Raw genomic sequence first — 20,847 nt, 5'->3', positions numbered from 1 at the left:
GACTTCCACTTGTAGAATGTAGCAGAGCTCATACCATGTTCGCGGCACAAGTTCGGTATGGGTGTTCCTGCTTCAGCTTGCTTCAAGATACTCATGATCAAGCTGTCTGAATACTTAGATGTTTTCAGAGAAAATCTCCTTAAATCAAGGTTATTCGATTTTCTACTTTTAAACTCAATTATTTTTAGGGAGGATTACCGTGATAATCAATCATTTTAAAAAAATTAGACTTTAAATTATTTTTCTGTGCTTCATCTTTTTGATTAATAATTGTATAAATCAAGAGGAATATGCTTGATGCACTTAAGAGAGTACCTATAACTCCTCCATACAAATTACCTAAAGAAGCTCCTAAATTTGGATCAATCAAGGAGGTTACTCCAATTTGAAAAGCTTTGTTGGTAAAAATAAAATAGGTAGCTAGCAAACTAATAATTATCAAGACTATTGGTAGAACTAAGCAAAAAAACTTTATCCATCTATTCATTATTTATAACTATAAAAAAACCCCACTAAAATATAGCAGGGCTTTTTATCAGTGTCTAAAAATTAAGACACTTTATCACCCGGTTTTGCGCCAGATTCAGGTGAAATCACCCAAACACCTTCGCCATTACCCGCAGCAAGTACCATACCGTTAGAAATACCAAAACGCATTTTACGAGGTGCAAGGTTAGCCACCATCACCACCAATTTGCCTTTTAAATCTTCTGGTTGATAAAATTCACGAATACCACTAAACACATTACGTGGCTCAGCTTCACCTACATTTAAAGTTAATTGAAGCAGTTTGTCTGAACCTTCAACGGTTGCAGCCTCTAAAACTTCTGCAATACGTAAATCAATTTTGACAAAGTCATCAATCGTGATAATTTCCGCTTCACCGACTTTTGGTTCTGCTTTTTTCTCTTTGGCTTTTTCTTTTTTCTTTTCCGTTTTTGGTGCTTCAGCAGGTGCGGCTAAAGAATCTTTAGATGCATCTACCATTGCAGCTACCGCTTTCGGATCAACACGTTGCATGAGTGGTTGGAACAACGCAATTTCATGACCGACTAAAACAGTTTTACGTGATTCAAAGTTAAAGCTATCTAACTGTAAGAAGGCTTGAACTTGTTCAGCCAAGGTTGGCAGTACAGGCGCAAGATAAATCGCCAATTGACGGAATAGGTTAATCCCTACAGAACATACGTCATGAACTTGCTGTTCTTCGCCTTCAATTTTGGCTAAAGCCCAAGGCTTTTTCTCATCAATATATTGGTTGGCGCGGTCAGCAAGCGCCATAATTTCACGAATTGCCGCAGAGAATTCACGCTCTTCGTATGCTTTGGCAATCGAGTCACCTGCAGCAATAAAGCTTTGTACTAACTCAGGTTCAGCGCAGTTTGCACTTAATTTGTTATCAAATTTAGTGTTGATGAATTTGGCACAACGACTGGCAATATTCACCACTTTACCTACAAGATCAGAGTTTACTTTCTGCACAAAATCATCCAGATTTAAGTCAGAGTCTTCAACTTTATCAGACAGTTTTGATGCAAAGTAATAGCGTAAATATTCAGGATTTAAATGCTGTAAATACGTTTCTGCTTTAATAAATGTGCCGCGAGATTTCGACATTTTTTGACCATTTACAGTCAAGAAACCATTTACAAATAAACCTGTAGGCGTGCGATAACCCGCACCATCTAACATTGCAGGCCAGAATAAAGCGTGGAAATATACGATGTCTTTACCAATGAAGTGATAGACTTCTTTGTCTGAATCTTTTTTCCAGTAATCGTCAAAATTTAGGTCAGGGCGTTTGGTTTTTACGTAGTTTTCAAAACTCGACATATAACCAATTGGTGCATCAACCCATACATAAAAATATTTATTTGGTGCGTCTGGAATTTCAAAACCAAAATATGGTGCATCACGTGAAATATCCCAGTCATTCAAGCCATTTTCAAACCATTCATCTAATTTGTTGGCGATCGAAACTGGCAAACGACCTTCATCGCGTGTCCATTTTTGCAAATATTCGCCAAAATTAGGCAATTTAAAGAAGTAATGATCTGATGATTTTTCTACTGGCGTTGCACCGCTCAAAGTCGATTTTGGATTAATCAGCTCAGTCGCATTATAGGTTGTGCCGCAAACTTCGCAAGAATCGCCGTATTGATCTTCCGCTTTACATTTTGGGCAAGTGCCTTTAATAAAACGATCTGATAAGAACATGCCTTTTTCAGGGTCAAATAATTGCGTGACGGGACGAACAGCAATATTGCCTGCATCACGGTTTTTGACATAAATTTCGCTGGCACGTGCGCGGTTGGTGTCGCTATGCGTTGAATCATAATGATCAAAATGCACACCAAAACCGTCAAAATCGCGAATGTGTTCTTGTTGCACATTGGCAATTTGCTGTTCAGGGCTAATCCCGTTGGCTTCGGCACGCAGCATGATTGCTGTACCATGCGCATCATCCGCACAGACATAAGTCACGTCATGTCCCATTGCACGCATGGCGCGAACCCAGATATCTGCCTGGATATAACCGAGTAAGTGACCCATATGGATCGGACCATTGGCGTATGGTAGGGCGTTAGTGACTAAAATTTGACGCACGGATATAACTCTCTCAAATAGGGACGATGCAATTCGGGCAATTTTACCTTAGATAGCACATAGATGCACAAGGGATTCCAGGAATTCTTTTCAAATCCGCTTAGAAGGCTAAATACAATATCGAAACAAGCTCTTGGTCTGCATTTGAAGATAAATCATGTCAAAAACCAAGCAATATACTCAGAATTAAGTATTTCAGTGATAGCACGACTTAACCTTATACTGAATTATCGTTACACTATCAAAATCGCGGTATTTCCAAACTTTGGAGTAAATCTATGTCTTGGCTTTCTTCACTTAAATCAGTTTTTTCACCTTCGCATACGGTGAATGAGGAAGCTATTCAGCACGTGCTACAAAGTTATATATTGCCTGAATCTGAACATGCTTTAAAAGATCGTATTTCTCAAGTGAATGTGCAAGGTGATATTCTGCAAATCACCATCAATACTTATCCTGAAGAAAAACAACATTTACAACAAATTCATGATGAACTGGCAGATGCTTTAGAAAAATGCGGCATTAAAGAACTGAATATGCATGTGATTCAGCAGAAATCTGGACAGAAAAAAGAAAGTTGTGGGCATCAACATGCTGAAGATGAAAGCTGCGCAACATCGACCACACAGACTGCAACATCTCATTTACCACCGGTGGTCGATGCTGCGGGCCAAAGTTCAATGCAAGAAGCCGATCCGAATAATCCACCGATTCAAAAAGCTGCGCCACACCAACGTGATGTGCCGAAACATCCGCGTATTCAAAACGTAATTTTGGTATCTTCAGGCAAAGGCGGGGTTGGAAAATCTACCACTACAGTAAATTTGGCTTTAGCTTTGCAAAAGCTCGGCTTAAAAGTTGGCGTATTGGATGCCGATATTTATGGTCCAAGTATTCCGACCATGCTCGGCAATGCAGGCAGAACCCCAATGATTGAAGCCGAGCAGTTTGTGCCGTTGGATGCTTTTGGGATGCCTGTGTTATCCATCGGACATTTAACAGGTGACCACAATACACCTGTAGCGTGGCGTGGACCAAAAGCCACAGGTGCATTAATGCAGCTCTTTAATCAAACCTTATGGCCAGATTTAGATGTGTTGATGATTGATATGCCACCAGGAACGGGGGATATTCAACTGACCCTTGCACAGCGTATTCCTGTAACGGGAGCGGTGATTGTGACTACACCACAAAATGTTGCCTTAATGGATGCTGTGAAAGGCATCGAGCTGTTTAATCGTGTGCAAATTCCTGTGATGGGCGTAATTGAGAATATGTCGACGCATATCTGCTCAAACTGCGGCTACGAAGAACAAATTTTTGGTCAAGGTGGTGGCGATAAACTGGCAGAACAATATGACATTCCGTTACTTGGGCGTTTACCATTGAATGTCAGTATTCGTGAAAATGTCGATGCAGGTACGCCGTCAGTGATTGCAGGCGATGATGCTGCCGATAGTTACATTGCGATTGCTCAGCAAATTGCAAAAAAACTGCCTAAAGCTGAAAAAGATCAGAATCGTATTTTCTAGTGAGGGATCTCAGCTTGGAATGATTGCAGTTGCAGTCATTAAGTTATCATTCTTTAAATTTTGACTGATTCATCTTTAAAAGCTAAGTCACAATATTTTGAAAATTTGGCTCACTTCGGTGAGCTATTTTTTTTGATTAAAAAATACACAAGCATCTGATTTAATGGTGTTTAATCTCTAAATACCTTAAAAATGTTAAGATAAAATGACTTATAAGTTACCATTTAATTAAAAAATATTTTTTATATAAGTGATTGAATAAAATAATAAATTTAAAATGTTAAACTGATCAAGAATTTGTCTTACAAAATACTTTTTGCCAATTGCAATGAACTATTTTAATCTGCGCTCATTCAGTAGTGAGGTCAATGCATGATTTCATGGTTTTTTATCGGTTTGGTGATCACAATTTTATTGACACCAGGGCCAACCAATACCTTGCTTGCATCATCAGGTATTCAGGTTGGTATCCGCAAATCTTTCCGATTAATTCCAGCAGAAGCATTGGGTTATTTGATTTCTATTACACTTTGGGGCGCCTTAATTGGTACGGTGTCTACTCATCTCCCGTTGTTGCCCACCATTCTAAAATTATTCAGTGCAAGCTATATTATTTTCTTGGCGATTAAATTATGGCGCACGGCTAAAGTCGAGCAAAGCTTTAATCAACCTACGATCCGTGCGAGTGAGCTATTTTTAGCGACTTTACTGAATCCTAAAGCATTGTTGTTCGCCTCTGCAATTTTCCCAACGATTGCATGGGTAAAAGCAGACTATTATGTGGCACACATGTTGGCATTTTTATGTTTAATCGTGCCGATTGCTTTTTTCTGGACATTTATTGGTTCGGTGCTCGCTAAAAATAAAATTAGCTGGCTCAATCAGTGCAATCTACAAAAAACAGCTTCTATTGTGTTGCTGAGCTTTTCAATTCCTTTAAGTTATTCGGCTTTGTTGAGTCTATAAAGCCAACGTTGTATCTAAAAGTTGTATCTACTGGAAATAGGGTCTGTTGACATTTCATAAATGGCTTGCGCTGTAGGCTAAAACTGAGCAGATCAGGCATGAAACGCAGGGAATAGTGGGTCTATTGCCAAGTTTCATAACGCAATCTGAGAAAGTTTTAGCCACATGAGCGAGAACAAAGCATTGCTTTGTTTGCTGCGCAAGGGGACAAGCATATTTTTTGCTGCTATTGCGTTATGTGCCAGTCATTTAGAATGACTAAATTTCCTGTCCCATGCCTTATATCAGCTAAAAAACCTTGCGAGATATATCTCTCATGTCGCAAACATAGACGAATTGTCAACAGCCCCTAATCATTGCACTTAAAAAAGCGATGTGAGGGAAACGGCTGGTTTTCATTAACTTAGATTTCAGTTAAAGTACAGCACAGTTAAACATTCATATTTTGGATAGAAAATAAATGGCAATTAAGTCTGATCGTTGGATTCGCGAAATGAGCGAAAAACACGGCATGATTGAACCGTATGCAGAAAACCAAGTTCGCTTTGACGAAAATGGCGAGAAACTCATTTCTTATGGTGTTTCTAGTTATGGTTATGATGTACGTTGTGCACGTGAATTTAAAGTCTTTACCAATGTTCACTCCGCAATTGTCGATCCAAAAAACTTTGATGAAAAAAGTTTTATCGATATTGAATCAGATGTGTGCATCATTCCGCCAAACTCGTTTGCCTTGGCGCGTACTGTTGAATATTTCCGTATTCCGCGTAATGTCTTGACGGTGTGTTTGGGTAAGTCGACCTATGCGCGTTGCGGTATTATTGTCAATGTCACTCCGTTAGAACCTGAGTGGGAAGGGCATGTCACCTTAGAATTCTCTAATACGACTAATTTGCCTGCACGTATTTACGCTGGCGAAGGCGTGGCGCAAATGCTATTTTTTGAATCAGATGAAGTTTGTGAAACCTCGTACAAAGACCGTGGTGGTAAGTATCAGGGGCAAACAGGTGTGACTTTACCTAAAGCATAACTGATAGACTAATTCAGATTAAAAGAAAGCGAGCCGAAAGGTTCGCTTTTTTCATTCATCGGAAAGCTGTGCTGTTTAGCCAGTTTTTTTTTGCATTTGTATTAATATTCAGCATAATTAAATTTGAGATTGGTTTGGCATAATCACGTTTTTAAGGATAAAAACACCCTAATAAATAGCCAAGTCATAGATAAATAAAAGAAAGATGCGGAGCATCAGATAAAAGGAAGGTCGAGATGACTGAACACGCAATTACTTTCCCTTTTCGTAAGCGTTGCTTAGCCACTGCGATAGGCTTACTTTTGACGAACCCGAGTTATGCTTTACAAGCACTCTCCGATGACTCTTTGTCAAATACCACAGGCGAAGGGGTTGCTTTAGTCCTTGATGATTTCAAAATGGTGTTTCAGCAACCGAATGACCTATCAACAGGGTCGAGCTATACACGTGGGCTAGAAAACCCTAGTCAATATGATACGGGCTTTATTCGTATTATCCCGACGGGGGAGAATTATGCGCAGTTGGCAGAAAGTGCATACCATACGGTTTATAACAATACTTATAATCAAAGTGTTTTAGAAGGTAAGGCAGCACATAAATATAACGAAACTTACCGTTCAACTTATGAACAAACCTATACAAGTCAATATTCAACTCTGTATCAAGAATATACTAAAAATATTGAAAAAGATGTTGAAGCGAAAACAGAAACATTTACATTTGATGTTCGTGAAGGTTTTTTTAATAATGAGACGCTCAAGAATTATTACAATCAGCGTCTTGCAGACTATAGGGATGGGACTTCGGGGCGTAGAAAGAGTTTAAAAAAAGATGGAACTACTGCATATACCACACGACCAGTTAGCGAGGATCCAACTGGCGTTTTAAAGTATGAAAAGAAAGCAAAAGAATATGCTATTACAAACACTTATGAAATGCTTGATCTTTTATATGGGAGTCGGTCGGCAGAAGATAATAATGATTTATTGAATTCTGATTTTTATAAAGGGCTTGGCAACTTCACTCGAGAAGACCAAGTTGGCTCACAAGTAGACACATTAATACAGGCTGAAATAACCAAAGAAACAGCATCGGCTGATATTCGGGCTAAATATAATGCGAGTCAACTTGCAGAAGATACAGCCAAGTCTGCTGTGGCAGAAGTTTATGCTCAAATTATACAATCGGCTGAACAGGCAGCGGAAATTGCTGCATTAGGTTCTCCTGTGCAATCTTTAAGAACCAAAGCAGATGTCTTTATTTATGGTCTGGCATTATCTAAAAGTGATAACTCTTTAAGCAGTCGTTATAGCAATCAGGGTTTTAACTGGGGTTCTGCAGACAATCCATGGTTATTCCGTGCAGGTACAGAAAAAGTCAAACAATTTAAAAATGTAGAAAAAGATGTTGGTTATTTAGCACTAGAGGCACCGCTCGCAACTACTACAGCAACTGAAAGTGATAATAATATTAAATTGGGCTTTTGGACTGATATTTTTTCACGTCAGTTGAACTCAAGTGCAGAGGTGGATCCAAGCACTGGGGCGCCAAAATCTGGTTTAGATAAAGAGCACCGTTTACGTACTCAGTTTGTTGCCAATGGTTTAAGCCTAAATGGTTCTCAAACGCGACTATTTCAGACTTTAGACTCTGATAATCCAAATCATCATCAAACCTTGGGTATGGCAAGTTTATTGCGTTTAAATACCAATGATAATCCTGCGAATCTAAGTTTCACAGATTCAAACTTAGACAGTAAAGGGATTCGCATTAGTACAGCAGCAAAATCAGATACTTTGGATGGAACGGCGGTCACACCAGCAATAAATGGTTCATTGGCACCAGTTTTTCATGATACAGAGGGTTTGTATTTATACAGTCCGAATATCAATTTAGTTTTAGGGAATATGTATCAGCCTTTTGTGGTGGGTTCGGAAGGCAATAATATTGTGCTGGAAGTAACACGTATTCCGAATGTTCCTGAAATTTACAATAAAATTTATCAAAATTATGAAGATGGAAAGGGTGGGTATTTAGGTTCTACAGCATTTACAGGTTCTACCTGTAATGTGGTGAGTTGTGGCACACCGCTAAAAGCCAATGTCAATGACAGTGCTGCGATGTATCAAGGACGTAATGCGACGCATAGTAGTATTGCAATTGGTACTGTAGAACGCTTGCCAAATAATATGTTGCGTGCCAAAGATCATACGGATGCCACAGGTGTTGTATTTAAGGGTGTAGATGGTACTGCTAAGAATCTAGGTTCAGTTGCAATAGATGGTGTGCTGATTCAGCACCTTAAATTTAAAACAACAGGTCTATAAAAGGAGAATCATCATGTTGAAAAAACTGTCTTGTATTGCATTGATGTGTAGTCCTTTGACCCATGCCAATTTAATTGCACTGGAAAATCATGAATTAACGCAGGCTACTGGTCAAGGTGGAGCAGACCTCAGTTGGACGTTATCGTTAAACCATGAATATGCCGAAAATTTAGAACTCAGCAATATTTCTAAATTTAATGGTGGGACTAAACCTACAGAAGTTTATTATCGCTATAGTAAAAATTGTGCTGACAATAATGTGCTTTGTCGTTTAGCGATTGCACCCAATAACCATGAAGATAATAACGGCAATAAAAAATGGCTGGTATTTAAACAAATTCAGGGCACCATACAAATAGATAAATTTTCTTTAGATGGCACGACTATTATTAATCATAAAAATGACCCACAAACGGCAATGCAGCTTAAGTTTTATGATGATAAGCCATTAAAAATAAGAAATTTGGGTTTTGCAACCATGGCGATCGAAACAGGTACAGGGCAGGGAGCAAATGAAGGTTATGCAAATTCAGAGGTATATACCAAATTTCAAGGAAGAAATTATCAACAAGATGGTAGTTATAACTTAGTTCAGCAAGATGTACCTTTGTTTGATCAGGGCGCTGAAAAAGGATTTATGGGCTTAAATATTCACGGCAATATGCACATGTCTGGCAATGTGAAAATATTTAGCTACAACTGTACAGGTTCAGCAGCAAGTCGTTGTTGAATATAGGATTAAGTACAGTATAGGGAAATAACAATGAAAAAAATAATGCAGTTGAATTTATTAACATTGAGCGTACTTTGTGCGCAACAAGTGTATGCTTTAGAGCTGATTGCAGACCAGCATTTGTCTGATGTAAGTGGGCAAGATGGTATTGTAATCACCCATGAAATGTCTAAAGCCACGATTAATCAAGTCAATTGGTATGATCCTGATTTAGTGGCTGGAACTCAACAGGGTTTAGGCTTACATAATGTAGAAATTAAAGGACAGAATAACCAGCCTATTATCAGTAAGCTTGCTTTAGATGTGGGGAAAACTGATGTTGGCGCAGGTGTGCGTATCGATGCGAGTATTGATGCTTTTCAATCGACTGCAGATTTAAACTTGGTCAAAAAAAACTGTGTCGGAAATAGTTGTACTAAAGAAACACAAAGCTTGGGTCAGTTCGGCTTAGAAACTAAATCACCTTTAAAAGTTTTATTAGAAACCAAAGCAGGTTTATTCAATCAAAATGAAACGGCACATTTAAACTTCCAGTTACAGAATGCCAAAATTAGTCATGGTTTAGGTAAGCATGAATTATCTATGCATGATTTTAACTTTAATTTTGCGACTGACGGCTATATGTACATTGATGCCGATGAGGGATTGGTCTTTACCACTAAAAATGGCACCACCGACCATTTTGTGAATCTTGGACGAGTGAAAGACCTGAGTGATGTTGCTAGTAGCCGACAAAATGCAACTAACCCTGGGGTCAATATTGACTTGCGTTATGATGATAAAAATTTAATTCGCTTTGGTGCATCAGGTGCGGTAAGCAATGCGAAATTGTTTTTTAATGGGCATCAAAAAAATGTTGCCAATTTTGACGTTTCGAATAAGGTCAATGGTGTAATTGAAACTAAAAATACCGCAGTTACAGGCTACGATACTGTGGTGGGGCAAGGTGGTTTGCATTTGGGCTTATCTGCTGATTTTACCAATCAAAATACGGTAGGCTTGGCTGCAGGGCAATTACCAACAACCTTAGAAATTGGGCACACAGGAAAAGGCAGTTATGCGGTTGAGTTTTCGAATTTAAGACCGCTAACCACACGTGATGCACAAGGTGCTTTGCACAATAAAAATGCTTATATTGATTTTGGCGATATTTATATTAATACCGTACAAGCGAAAAACCTCAATTTTTTAGTCAATGAAAATATTAAAAATACCATTGGTGCAACCAGTCCTATTTTAAACCAGTTGCTATCGAGTAAGCTTGAAGGTGACCAGTTCTCACTGATCGCTGTTCGTGGTATGGACTTTCAGTCTATTGCAGCCAAAGCTAGAATTATTTCTGACAACTCTTTAAATGAATTGACAGGAGATGGTGGTTCTTGGGGTATTGGGATTCCAATTTATAATTTAAATGCCAATGTGGCCTTGTCGGGTAAACAATATCTGTCACCTTATGATGGAACGAACAAAACTGGAATTGGTTATAACGCTATTGTTTCTACCGAAGGTTATGGCATTGATTCAAAAACAGGCTTACCAAGTACCACTTCTATTATCTTAATTGACGGGCAAGACAGCCTGCATGCTGGTGAAGCTGTCAACTATTATGCTGGTTTAAGAAATATTGATGCATTAATTCAGTCCGACGGTGTGATTGGTTATGAAGATGAAGGGATTTATATTCGTGCAGATCATTTATTAGTTGCAGCAAAAGCAGAGTTAGCGATTGGACAATTACCAGGTTCGAAATACAACTGCGTCACAGGATCAACTAAATGCGGTGGTTTTGTACCTTACGATAATTTCTCTAAGAAAGATGATGTGTTGACCACAATTGCTTTTAAATTAGATGGCAATGGTGAATTGTTGGTAATTCCTGGAATGGATCCAACCGATACTAATCCGAACTCAAACTTTTTGTCTTTTGATGCGAACTTTAAGTTTAGAAGTCTAGATAGCACAGAACAGGCTGATCCGAAGAATTTAGGTAGTTATTTTAGTTTGATTAATGAAGATCAAGTGAATAATGAAACTGTTCAAACGTCTTCTATTAACTTGAATCGTATGGAAGGTCATTTAGGTGTCAAAGGAAAAGTCGTCGTCAGTGCAGATACGGTCACTTTAGACAATCAAGTGAAATTTAATTATAAAAATGATATTGCTCAACCCTTTAAAACAAACTTTGCAATGTCTACCAATGGCAATATGCAGAAAATCGCATCTGTCGCACTTACAGGTGGAACCATGCGCAGCACATTGGGCATTACGCCACGCTAAAGGATAGAAATAAAATGAAAAAAACAATTTTAGTTGCATCTATTTTAAGTACAGCTTTTTCATTCAATTCTGCTCAAGCGATGCAGGCTTTAAATGATGATCAGTTATCTCATGTACAAGGTCAGGCACTTTTGAACCTGATGACTGCGACAGATCAATCGCAAGGGTTAAATTTTTATAAACTAAGTGTTGATGCACTCATGGAGCTTAATGCCAACATTAAAACGCTACAATTAGGTTGTGGCGGTGTAAATAACGCGATTGGTGGTAAAGCGGGATGTGATATTGATATTTCTAATATTTCGTTAAGTGGTTTGAATGAATCCTATGATTCAACAGGTAACCCAAAGTTTAATGGTGAACGTGCGGGTACCAGTGCACAAATTACCAATCCATTTATTGAATTTGCGATTAGTGGAAATAGTGCGTCAACACGTGAAGTGGTTGGTTTTCGCTTAGGTGCAGAAGAAATTTTAGGTCTACTGACTTTGGGTACAGATAACGTGCAAAACCCAAATGACGGGATTAAAAGTTTCAGTGGTTATATGAAAATGGCACAAACGCAAGGGCATTCATTTACTAAAGAAGCTAAATTTGGTAATGCCTCTGACCAAAAAATTAGTGGGATACTGACTGCGTTGGGGCAGGATCGTGTCTATACAAGTAAACCTGGCGCAGAAGGACATACTGGGATTACCGTTCCATCGATGCGAGCTGATTTTACGATGCCTGAAACAGTAGTGACTGGTCAGCGTATGGAGTCCGCTATAGTTACGGGTATCCGTTCAACATTAGCTTCTATTCCGCTAGCGGCAACAGAGTCTGGGACATATACTGGTGATGTAAATGGAACACCTGACTTTTCAAAAGACCAGTTATATGTCACATTTCCTCCTTTATTGTTTGGTTCTGTTGGTGATCACTCATTCTTTAAAATGTCAGCAGGCTCGAGTTTGGATGAACTTAATATGGATATTACTTTTGTCCAAGCCCTAAATATGATTCACAATATTCCACTCAATGGCACAGGAGGGTATTTATCTCTGCAAAGTAAACCTGTGCAGTGGATGGGTGCAGATGAAAAAGATATTGCACAACAAGGTTGGTGGATGTCGTTTAAGGAACCAGTGCAATTAGGTTATTTGGCAACTGCGGATTTGGTAGATGTTTCTGCAGTACTACCACAGGTCGCAAAAGCATTAACTTCTGAGTTAATGCAAGATAAGCATAATGTAGATGTAAGTTTGTTAGAAGCATTAGGTTCATTGGCTGGTACACCAATCGAGCGTAAAATGAATATCGATGTTGGTGGTTACACAGGATATTACACGGGTCAACCAGCCAGATTAACACTTAATAATCAGGTTTTACAAAACCAAAACGTTACCCCTAACTGTTATGGTGGTATGAAATTCTGTTAATTCCAAATGAAAAAAATCCCGCAACTTGTGCGGGATTTTTTATGCTTAGTGTTTAACCTTATTTAGCAATTTTGATGAGTAATTCTTCTTTCGTCAGGTTGCTAGATTCAGCATCACGACGACCTTTATATTCAAAAGTACCTGCATCTAAACCTTTCTCACCAATCACAATACGGTGCGGAATACCTGTAAGCTCAAGATCAGAGAATTTCACCCCAGGACGTTCATTACGATCATCCAGTAATACATCATAACCTGCAGCTTGAAGTTCAGCATAAAGTGCTTCTGCTGCTTCTAATGTACGTGGTGATTTATGTGCGTTCATTGGCACAATCGCAATTTCAAATGGTGCGATGGCTGCAGGCCAAATAATCCCTTTATCATCAAAGTTCTGTTCAATGGCAGAGGCAACCACACGGGTAACACCAATCCCATAGCATCCCATGGTAACAGTAAACGGTTTGCCATCTTCACCTAATACTTTACAGCCCAACGCTTCTGAGTATTTAGTACCAAGCTGGAAGATATGACCGACTTCAATACCGCGTTTAATTTGCAGAGTTCCTTTCCCATCGGGAGATGGATCGCCCTCAACGACATTACGTAAATCATAAACTTCAGTATATTGTGCATCGCGCTCCCAGTTTACACCTGTTGCGTGTTGATCAACTTGGTTTGCACCTGCAACGAAGTCAGACAGTACTGATGCAGCACGGTCTACAATCACAGTTATGCCTTTTTCAACCAAACCTTGTGGACCAACAAAGCCAGCAGTTAAACCTAACGCTGCAATTTGTGCATCGGTTGCAAAAGTAAGTGGTGCTGCAATCTGTGGATGCTTTTCTGCTTTAATTTCGTTGAGTTCATGGTCACCGCGCAGGAATAATGCAATCACAGGCACTTGACCTGTTTCATCTGCAACACCTTGAACCAAGAGCGCTTTGACTGATTGGTTACTATTTGTGCCTAAAAATGCAGAAACTTCCGCAATGGTTTTTTGGTTTGGTGTATCCACAATTTTGAGTTCTTGCGTTGCCGCAGCACGTTCACCCACCAAAATAGCTTCAGCCATTTCAATATTGGCTGCATAATCAGATTCGGTAGAGAAGGCGATATCATCTTCACCACTTGAAGCTAGAACGTGGAATTCATGTGAACCTGAACCACCAATAGAACCTGTATCTGCCTGTACTGGGCGGAAGTCTAAACCTAAGCGCGAGAAAATACGGCAGTAGGTGTCGTACATGACATCGTAAGTTTCTTGTAAAGAAGCTTGATCGGTATGGAAAGAATAAGCATCTTTCATAATAAATTCGCGTGAACGCATTACCCCAAAACGTGGGCGAATTTCGTCACGGAATTTAGTTTGAATTTGATAGAAGTTGATTGGCAATTGCTTATAGCTTTTTAATTCATTACGCGCCAAATCGGTAATGACTTCTTCATGTGTTGGGCCAAGTACAAAAGGATTGTCGTGGCGATCTTTAAAGCGTAGTAATTCAGGACCGTATTGCACATAACGCCCTGATTCTTCCCAAAGTGAGGCAGGCTGAGTGACAGGCATAAAAGTTTCTAAAGCACCTGCGCGATTCATTTCTTCACGAACAATGGCTTCAACTTTATTTAGCACACGCACACCCATTGGCAGCCAAGTATATAAACCTGAAGCCAATTTACGAATCATACCCGCACGTAACATCAGCTGGTGAGAAATCACCTCGGCATCGTTTGGGGTTTCTCTTAACGTAGCAAATAAAAAGCGACTCGCGCGCATGGAAACTGTCCTAAAAAGTGAAGCGTTAAATGGAGTTTTTTCAAAGCCAGATTATACAATAAAAATCGGGCTAAACTTGCGTTAAAATTTAGCCCGAACGATTGTGTGACTTTGCGTGAGATTTTAAGAAATCAGTTTACGCGTTTGGCGTAACATAAAATTCTTAAAATCATCTAAGTAAGTGAAAATGACAGGTACGACCACCAAGGTGAGTAGGGTGGATGTAATTACACCGCCAATGACTGCGTGTGCCATAGGCGCACTTTGTTCGCCGCCTTCACCCAAGCCAAGTGCGAGTGGCACCATCCCCATCACCATTGCACTGGTGGTCATTAAAATAGGGCGTAAACGGGTTTTCCCTGCAGCTATAATTGCATCATAACGTGAATCGCCCTGATCCATGGCTTTTTTAATAAAATCAATTAGTAAAATCGCATTTTTGGTGACCAATCCCATCAGCATAATAATACCGATAATAGAAAACAGGTTCATGGTCGAGTTAAAAATAAACAGTGCCAAGAATACTCCAATCAACGATAAAGGTAGGGAAGCCATAATTGCTGCGGGGTGAATGAAACTGTTGAATTGCGAACCTAAAACAATATAAATAAACACAATAGACAGGGTAATTGCAGTCAGTGCATAACCTGCAGATTCAGCCATGTCAGCATTGGCGCCTTGAGTGTCGAAGCTATAACCTGCGGGTAATTTAAAGTTATCCTGAATTTTTTGAATGTCGGCACCAATGTCCCCTGCAGGACGTCCAGCAGTGTTAGCTTCGACCAAAACTTCACGGGCCAAATCACGGCGGTTGATTTGCGCTGCACCTAAACTTTCTTCAAACTTCGCCACACTTGCTAGAGGCACTAAAATATTTTGTCCATTGGCATCGGTTTTTTGTGAAGTTAAATACATATTTTGCACATCGCTCGGCAAGCTACGATGGTTTTCTGTAAGGCGAACATTGACATCGTAGGTTTCGCCACGTTCATCTTGCCAAGTGGTGACATCATCCCCCGCAATCAGTGGGCGGATAATATTGGCAATTTGATTTACCGATAGCCCTAAATCGCTGGCAAGGACACGGTTAATATGAACACCTAATGTAGGTTTAGGAGCTTTTAGCGAGCTTTCTAAATCGACAATACCATTCACCTGAGCAATTTCGGTCATAAAGCGGTCAGAGATTTTTTGTAATTCTGCTAAATCAGGGCCTTTAATAGACACCATCACAGGTTTTTGCCCACCAGAAACCGTTTCATCGGCAGAGGCGACAGAGGTGATGGTGATGCCCGCAACACTTTGTAGACGCTGGCGAAATTCGTTATTGAGTTCGGTTAGCGTTTGTTGACGTTCATTACGCGGGCTGACAGTTACACGTAAATTAACATGATTTTTCCCGCGATCTGTCACGCTGTTAATGGCCCCGTAAGTCGCGCGTACTTCTGGGTGTTGACGAATGATTTGATCTACTTGTTTTAATTTTGCTTGTGAATATTCAAGCGATGCATCCACAGGTGTTTCAAATTTAATCCGAATTTCACCTTTGTCAGGTACAGGTACAAACTCTGTGCCAATCAGTTTGGATAATCCGAGTGCAGCAAATAATGAACCCACGGCAATCAATAAGGTGATAACGCGAAATCGTAGTGCCAATTTTAAAAGTTTTTCATAATGATGGCTTAAATTGTCGAGTTTGTTAGAAATCCAGTTTAAGAAGCGTTTTACCCGTCCAGGTTTTTTATTCGGATTTGCTTTTTCTGCCCAGTGTGCAGAAAGCATTGGATCCAGCGTAAAACTGACAAACATGGAAATCAGTACGGCAGTACTGACGGTGACACCAAATTGATAAAAAAAGCGTCCGATAATGCCGCCCATAAATGCCACAGGTAAAAATACCGCCACAATGGTTAAGGTGGTTGCTAAAACTGCTAAGCCAATTTCTTTAGTACCATCCAAAGCAGCCGTGACATGGTCTTTGCCCATATCTGCATGACGCACGATATTTTCACGTACCACAATTGCATCATCAATCAATAAGCCAATACTGAGCGAGAGCGCCAGTAAGGTCATCATGTTGATGGTAAAGCCAAATGCCCAAATAAAGGTGAGTGTGCCGAGTAGGGCGATTGGCAGGGTCAATCCTGTAATGGCGGTAGAACGGAATGAACCAAGAAACAACAGTACAATCAGGACTGCCAGAATCGCACCCTCAATAATGGTGCGCGCTACATCACGGATACTGCCACGAATCCCTTTAGAAGAATCCACCACGACTTTTGCAGTCATGCCAGCAGGCAGTTGGGTTTGAATACGTTCTAAGGTTTTATAAGTGTTATCTACCACTTCAATGACATTAGAGTCTGAACTACGCAAGATATCGACAGCAACTGCAGTTTGCCCATTTAAAAATGCACTGGTTTCCAGCTCTGCTTGACTGTCTTGAATTGTGGCAACTTGTTTTAAAAAGATTGGCGCACCATTTTTATTGGCAATAATTAAATCGCCAAAAGCCAGAGGGTGAATGACTTTGGATTGGATTTCGACCACCAATTCACTATTGGCTTGTTTGAGTGTGCCGCCAGGTACTTCAATATTTTCAGCTTTGAGCGTGTTGATGACCTGATCTACACCCAGTCCAAAACTCATTAACTTTTGTGGATCTACCTCAATACGAATTTGTCGCTGTGCATCACCCAATAAATTAACAGTTCCGACACCAGACACAGTGCGCAGTTGCGGTACAACTTGTTGATCTAAATAGGAACTTAAATCACGCAAAGACATTTGTGAGGATTCAAACACAATCGACATGACTGCATTGGCAGTTGGGTCGTAGCGCTCCACCACAGGGTCTTGAATTTCATCTCGAAAGCCTGCACTGACAGACGAAATTTTATCGCGTACATCTTGTGCCGCCACTGCCGAAGGAACATCTAAATTAAACTCGGCAATAATAGTAGATAACCCTTCACTGGATTGTGAAACCAGTTGTTTGAGTCCAGAAATGGTGTTGATCTGATCTTCCATTTTCTTGGTGATTTCAGATTCAACTGTTTCAGGTGATGCACCTGGATAACTGGTATAAACCACTACAAACGGAAAATCGACGTCAGGAAATTCTTCCACGCCCATACGTTGCCATGAAGCCAAGCCAAGCACCATTAGACAAAACATCATCATGATGGTAAAAACGGGATACTTGACGCTAACTCGGGTAAACCACATAACAACGATCCTGATTTTTTATTTATTGGACATCTGCACTACTGCATTGAGATGAAATTCAATTTATTGAGGGTTATTTTGAATGATCACCTGCTGCTGAATTTGATCGGGGTTGAACACCACTCGACTGACTAGATCACTGCTCTGTAAGCCTTGAATCACAGCAGTATTGTCACTATAGCGCTGTTCTAAAACTGTGATATCCACGCGGGCAATTTTTTGATCTCGAATCACCCAAACATAAGGTTTGTTTTGGATATCGTGAATGGTATTGAGTGGGATGATTTGCCCTGAAATTGTCGTGTTCGCTAAAATATAACCATCCACAAATGCCCCAATACTTAAAGAGGGAAGACGATCAAGCGGGGTTGCAAAAAATTCAATTTGACGACTGGCTAAATCCGCAACAGGAGAAACACGGCTAATTTGTGCATTAAATGTGTTTGCTTGTCCTTGGAGTTGATATTCAATTTTTTGACCAATTTTGAGTGCGGCTTGTAAGTCGCTTGGTAATTTCGCTTGAATTTCTAATTGGTTCGGATCGACGACTTCAAATAAGGTTTGTCCTGCAGCCACAGTTTGCCCAGGCTCAACTTGACGTTGGGTAATGACACCATGAATTGGACTGGTAATCGTGCCATCTTGATCGGCTTTTAGTGCAATATCGACATTGGCTTGTTGGGCGCGTACATTTTCCATTTGCGCACGATAATCTAACTGACTTTGCTCATATTCCACTTGTGAAATAAAACCCTGATCGAGCAAACGTTTTTTTCGTTGCATCATGTTGCGGGCTTGGTTGGCTTGCGCTTGCGTTGCAGCTAAATTGGCGCGAGCTTGTGCTAAACGCGCAGCATTATCCTGATTATTTAAGCGTAGCAAGGTTTGACCACGTTGTACGCTATCTCCCACTTTGACATAGACTGAGGTTGCTGTGGCAGTCACCTGTGCTTGAATACTGCTTTGATTCACAGCACGCACTGTGCCTGTAAAGGCAGTTTTACTGATTGCGCTGCCTTGTTGTGGTGTCACTAAATCTTGCTGAATGAGTTCAATTTTTTCTGATACTGTTGTTTTATTTTCAGTTTCTGTTTTTTGGCAGGCACTCAGCAAAATACATAAACCGATTGCACCGATACGAAAAATGGGTAAATGCTGCCGATTAAACCTAACTGCGATACGCTGTGCAATGTGCATGCATATTTGTCCTTATTGATTGCCAAAATGACAAGGTAATTCAAATCAACTATTCAAGTGCTTTTAAGCGAGTAATAATTCTGTCGTATTCTGCTTGTGTATTTCGATAGCTTGTTTGTAAAGATTGAATCATATCTTTTTTAAGCTCGATGTTTTTTAAGTTATTGTCCAAATTGGTTTTTAGTTGTGCAGGCACAGGTTTGACCTTGCGTAAATACTCCATTTCTTGACGTTTAAAAGTAATACGGTCATTTTGCAGCTGTTTGAGTTGTTCTTGTTGGAAAATAATTTGCTTTTTAATATGCGCTAAAGCGTTATTACGTTTAGTGATTGCGGTTTGACTATTGGTATAGGCTTTTTTTAAACGCTGATCAGATTCCATTTGATACGCTTGAGCAGCACGTTGTGGGGCTTTTTTAATATCCATTTCAGTGTTGTATGGACGTGCGCGCTGAATCACTTGCATGTTACGGTCTAATGCTTCATAGCCATGACGAATATGATTAGGTGTCACATTACTACTAATATTTGCAACGCCATGTTGATCATAATAGCGATACCACACCGCTTTGTTCTGGCTGTCAGCCATGAGTGGGGCAGAGGACAAGAGCAGTAAAGCAAGCATGCCCAATTTAAGTGACTGCTTATTTTGTTTTAATTTGACAGCGAGTGATTTTGCAAAAAAAGTGCTCACGTTGTCCCCCACAATAAAGTTGACTAAATTACTTAAATTACACGTAATAATAGTGTTATATTAGATCAAAATTAGGAATTAAAAAAATACAACCGATAAAAAATATCAATGGTCACAAGAAAGTGTGAGCGGTTTGGTGATAATGGTGTAAAAGTGTAGATTTACACTAAATATGTTCATTGAAACTACAAGTAAAGATATGTTAAAAATACGATCAATGTGTAAGATTTTTCTACTCAGTTGCTTGTACAAACAAAAATGGGAAGGGTCATTGAATGGACGATAAATTCCAAAATCTAAAAGTCATGGTGATTGATGATTCAAAAACCATTCGCCGTACAGCTGAAACACTTCTGCAGCGTGAAGGTTGTGAAGTGGTTACCGCAGTTGATGGATTTGAAGCTTTATCCAAAATTGCAGAATCAAATCCAGATATCGTATTCGTAGATATTATGATGCCACGCCTAGATGGTTACCAAACGTGTGCCTTAATTAAAAACTCGCAAAACTACCAAAACATTCCTGTCATTATGCTATCAAGTAAAGATGGTTTATTTGACCAAGCTAAAGGACGTGTCGTGGGTTCTGATGAGTATCTGACTAAACCATTTAGTAAAGATGAATTATTAAACGCCATTCGTAACCACGTGACCGCATAATTATTAGTTAGTTAGATTTATTGGGGAAAATAATGGCTCGTATTCTTATTGTAGATGATTCACCTACAGAAACATTCCGCTTTAGAGAAATCTTGACCAAGCATGGTTTTGAAGTCATTGAAGCAGCGAATGGTGCAGATGGCGTGACCATGGCGCAAGCTGAATTACCAGATTTAGTATTAATGGATGTGGTTATGCCAGGCGTGAATGGCTTTCAGGCAACACGTCAAATTTCGCGTGGTGACACCACCAAACACATTCCAATTGTAATTGTGAGTACCAAAGATCAGGCAACTGATCGTGTTTGGGGAAAACGCCAAGGTGCAAGCGATTACTTAACTAAGCCTGTTGACGAAAAACAATTAATTGATGTGATTAATCAACACCTTAATGCAGGATAAG

The 20,847-nt window shown here is 39.8% G+C and carries 16 protein-coding genes; 9 read left to right on the top strand and 7 right to left on the bottom strand.

The window, feature by feature from the left end:
• From FTU58_RS11195 to metG, 3 genes are all read right to left on the bottom strand, one after another.
• Window positions 1–128 (bottom strand): transposase (locus tag FTU58_RS11195; protein ID WP_180062440.1); only part of this gene is annotated, 128 nt, incomplete at its 3' end.
• Window positions 129–184: 56 nt separating this feature from the next.
• Complete coding sequence (locus FTU58_RS11190; protein WP_180062438.1) at window positions 185–370, bottom strand: hypothetical protein; 186 nt, start codon at window positions 368–370, stop codon at window positions 185–187.
• Window positions 371–549: 179 nt separating this feature from the next.
• A complete protein-coding gene (metG, locus tag FTU58_RS11185; protein WP_180062437.1) occupies window positions 550–2,607 on the bottom strand; it encodes a methionine--tRNA ligase in 2,058 nt (685 codons plus the stop codon).
• Window positions 2,608–2,885: 278 nt separating this feature from the next.
• Between metG and apbC the strand changes: the two genes are divergently transcribed.
• From apbC to FTU58_RS11150, 7 genes are all read left to right on the top strand, one after another.
• On the top strand, window positions 2,886–4,139 hold the full coding sequence (gene apbC / locus FTU58_RS11180; RefSeq protein ID WP_178867167.1) for an iron-sulfur cluster carrier protein ApbC: 1,254 nt from the start codon (window positions 2,886–2,888) through the stop codon (window positions 4,137–4,139).
• A 372-nt stretch (window positions 4,140–4,511) separates the two neighbouring features.
• Window positions 4,512–5,105, top strand: a complete 594-nt coding sequence (locus tag FTU58_RS11175; RefSeq protein WP_070152620.1) for a LysE family translocator — start codon at window positions 4,512–4,514, stop codon at window positions 5,103–5,105.
• A 460-nt stretch (window positions 5,106–5,565) separates the two neighbouring features.
• Window positions 5,566–6,135, top strand: a complete 570-nt coding sequence (gene dcd, locus FTU58_RS11170; RefSeq protein WP_004975507.1) for a dCTP deaminase — start codon at window positions 5,566–5,568, stop codon at window positions 6,133–6,135.
• A gap of 236 nt (window positions 6,136–6,371) precedes the next feature.
• Window positions 6,372–8,462 (top strand): hypothetical protein, encoded by a 2,091-nt coding sequence (locus tag FTU58_RS11165; protein ID WP_180062435.1) that lies wholly within the window; start codon window positions 6,372–6,374, stop codon window positions 8,460–8,462.
• 13 nt (window positions 8,463–8,475) lie between these two features.
• Window positions 8,476–9,192 carry a hypothetical protein gene (locus FTU58_RS11160; RefSeq protein WP_004975509.1) on the top strand — a complete coding sequence of 239 codons (717 nt, stop codon included), beginning with the start codon at window positions 8,476–8,478 and terminating at the stop codon, window positions 9,190–9,192.
• Window positions 9,193–9,225: 33 nt separating this feature from the next.
• On the top strand, window positions 9,226–11,472 hold the full coding sequence (locus tag FTU58_RS11155; protein ID WP_180062434.1) for a DUF6160 family protein: 2,247 nt from the start codon (window positions 9,226–9,228) through the stop codon (window positions 11,470–11,472).
• A gap of 14 nt (window positions 11,473–11,486) precedes the next feature.
• Complete coding sequence (locus FTU58_RS11150; protein WP_180062433.1) at window positions 11,487–12,893, top strand: hypothetical protein; 1,407 nt, start codon at window positions 11,487–11,489, stop codon at window positions 12,891–12,893.
• A 58-nt stretch (window positions 12,894–12,951) separates the two neighbouring features.
• Here the strand turns inward: FTU58_RS11150 and FTU58_RS11145 are convergent, their stop codons facing one another.
• The 4 genes from FTU58_RS11145 to FTU58_RS11130 all read right to left on the bottom strand — a co-directional run bounded on the left by FTU58_RS11145 (window position 12,952) and on the right by FTU58_RS11130 (window position 19,786).
• Complete coding sequence (locus FTU58_RS11145) at window positions 12,952–14,667, bottom strand: proline--tRNA ligase (RefSeq protein ID WP_179988582.1); 1,716 nt, start codon at window positions 14,665–14,667, stop codon at window positions 12,952–12,954.
• Window positions 14,668–14,790: 123 nt separating this feature from the next.
• Complete coding sequence (locus FTU58_RS11140; RefSeq protein WP_180008765.1) at window positions 14,791–17,895, bottom strand: efflux RND transporter permease subunit; 3,105 nt, start codon at window positions 17,893–17,895, stop codon at window positions 14,791–14,793.
• A gap of 63 nt (window positions 17,896–17,958) precedes the next feature.
• Window positions 17,959–19,092 (bottom strand): efflux RND transporter periplasmic adaptor subunit, encoded by a 1,134-nt coding sequence (locus FTU58_RS11135; RefSeq protein WP_131261509.1) that lies wholly within the window; start codon window positions 19,090–19,092, stop codon window positions 17,959–17,961.
• Between the two features lie 49 nt (window positions 19,093–19,141).
• Window positions 19,142–19,786: a hypothetical protein gene (locus tag FTU58_RS11130; protein ID WP_154320463.1), complete on the bottom strand. Its 645-nt coding sequence runs from the start codon at window positions 19,784–19,786 to the stop codon at window positions 19,142–19,144.
• A 275-nt stretch (window positions 19,787–20,061) separates the two neighbouring features.
• Between FTU58_RS11130 and pilG the strand changes: the two genes are divergently transcribed.
• Both pilG and FTU58_RS11120 read left to right on the top strand, forming a co-directional pair.
• On the top strand, window positions 20,062–20,445 hold the full coding sequence (gene pilG, locus FTU58_RS11125; RefSeq protein ID WP_004975524.1) for a twitching motility response regulator PilG: 384 nt from the start codon (window positions 20,062–20,064) through the stop codon (window positions 20,443–20,445).
• A gap of 32 nt (window positions 20,446–20,477) precedes the next feature.
• Complete coding sequence (locus FTU58_RS11120) at window positions 20,478–20,846, top strand: PleD family two-component system response regulator (protein ID WP_004975526.1); 369 nt, start codon at window positions 20,478–20,480, stop codon at window positions 20,844–20,846.
• The last annotated feature ends 1 nt before the right edge of the window (window position 20,847 follow it).

Source organism: Acinetobacter sp. YH12120, from assembly GCF_013418795.1.
Classification (GTDB): domain Bacteria; phylum Pseudomonadota; class Gammaproteobacteria; order Pseudomonadales; family Moraxellaceae; genus Acinetobacter; species Acinetobacter towneri.
The sequence above is the reverse complement of the archived record's forward strand: the minus strand, read 5'-3'. Positions and strand labels throughout refer to the sequence as shown.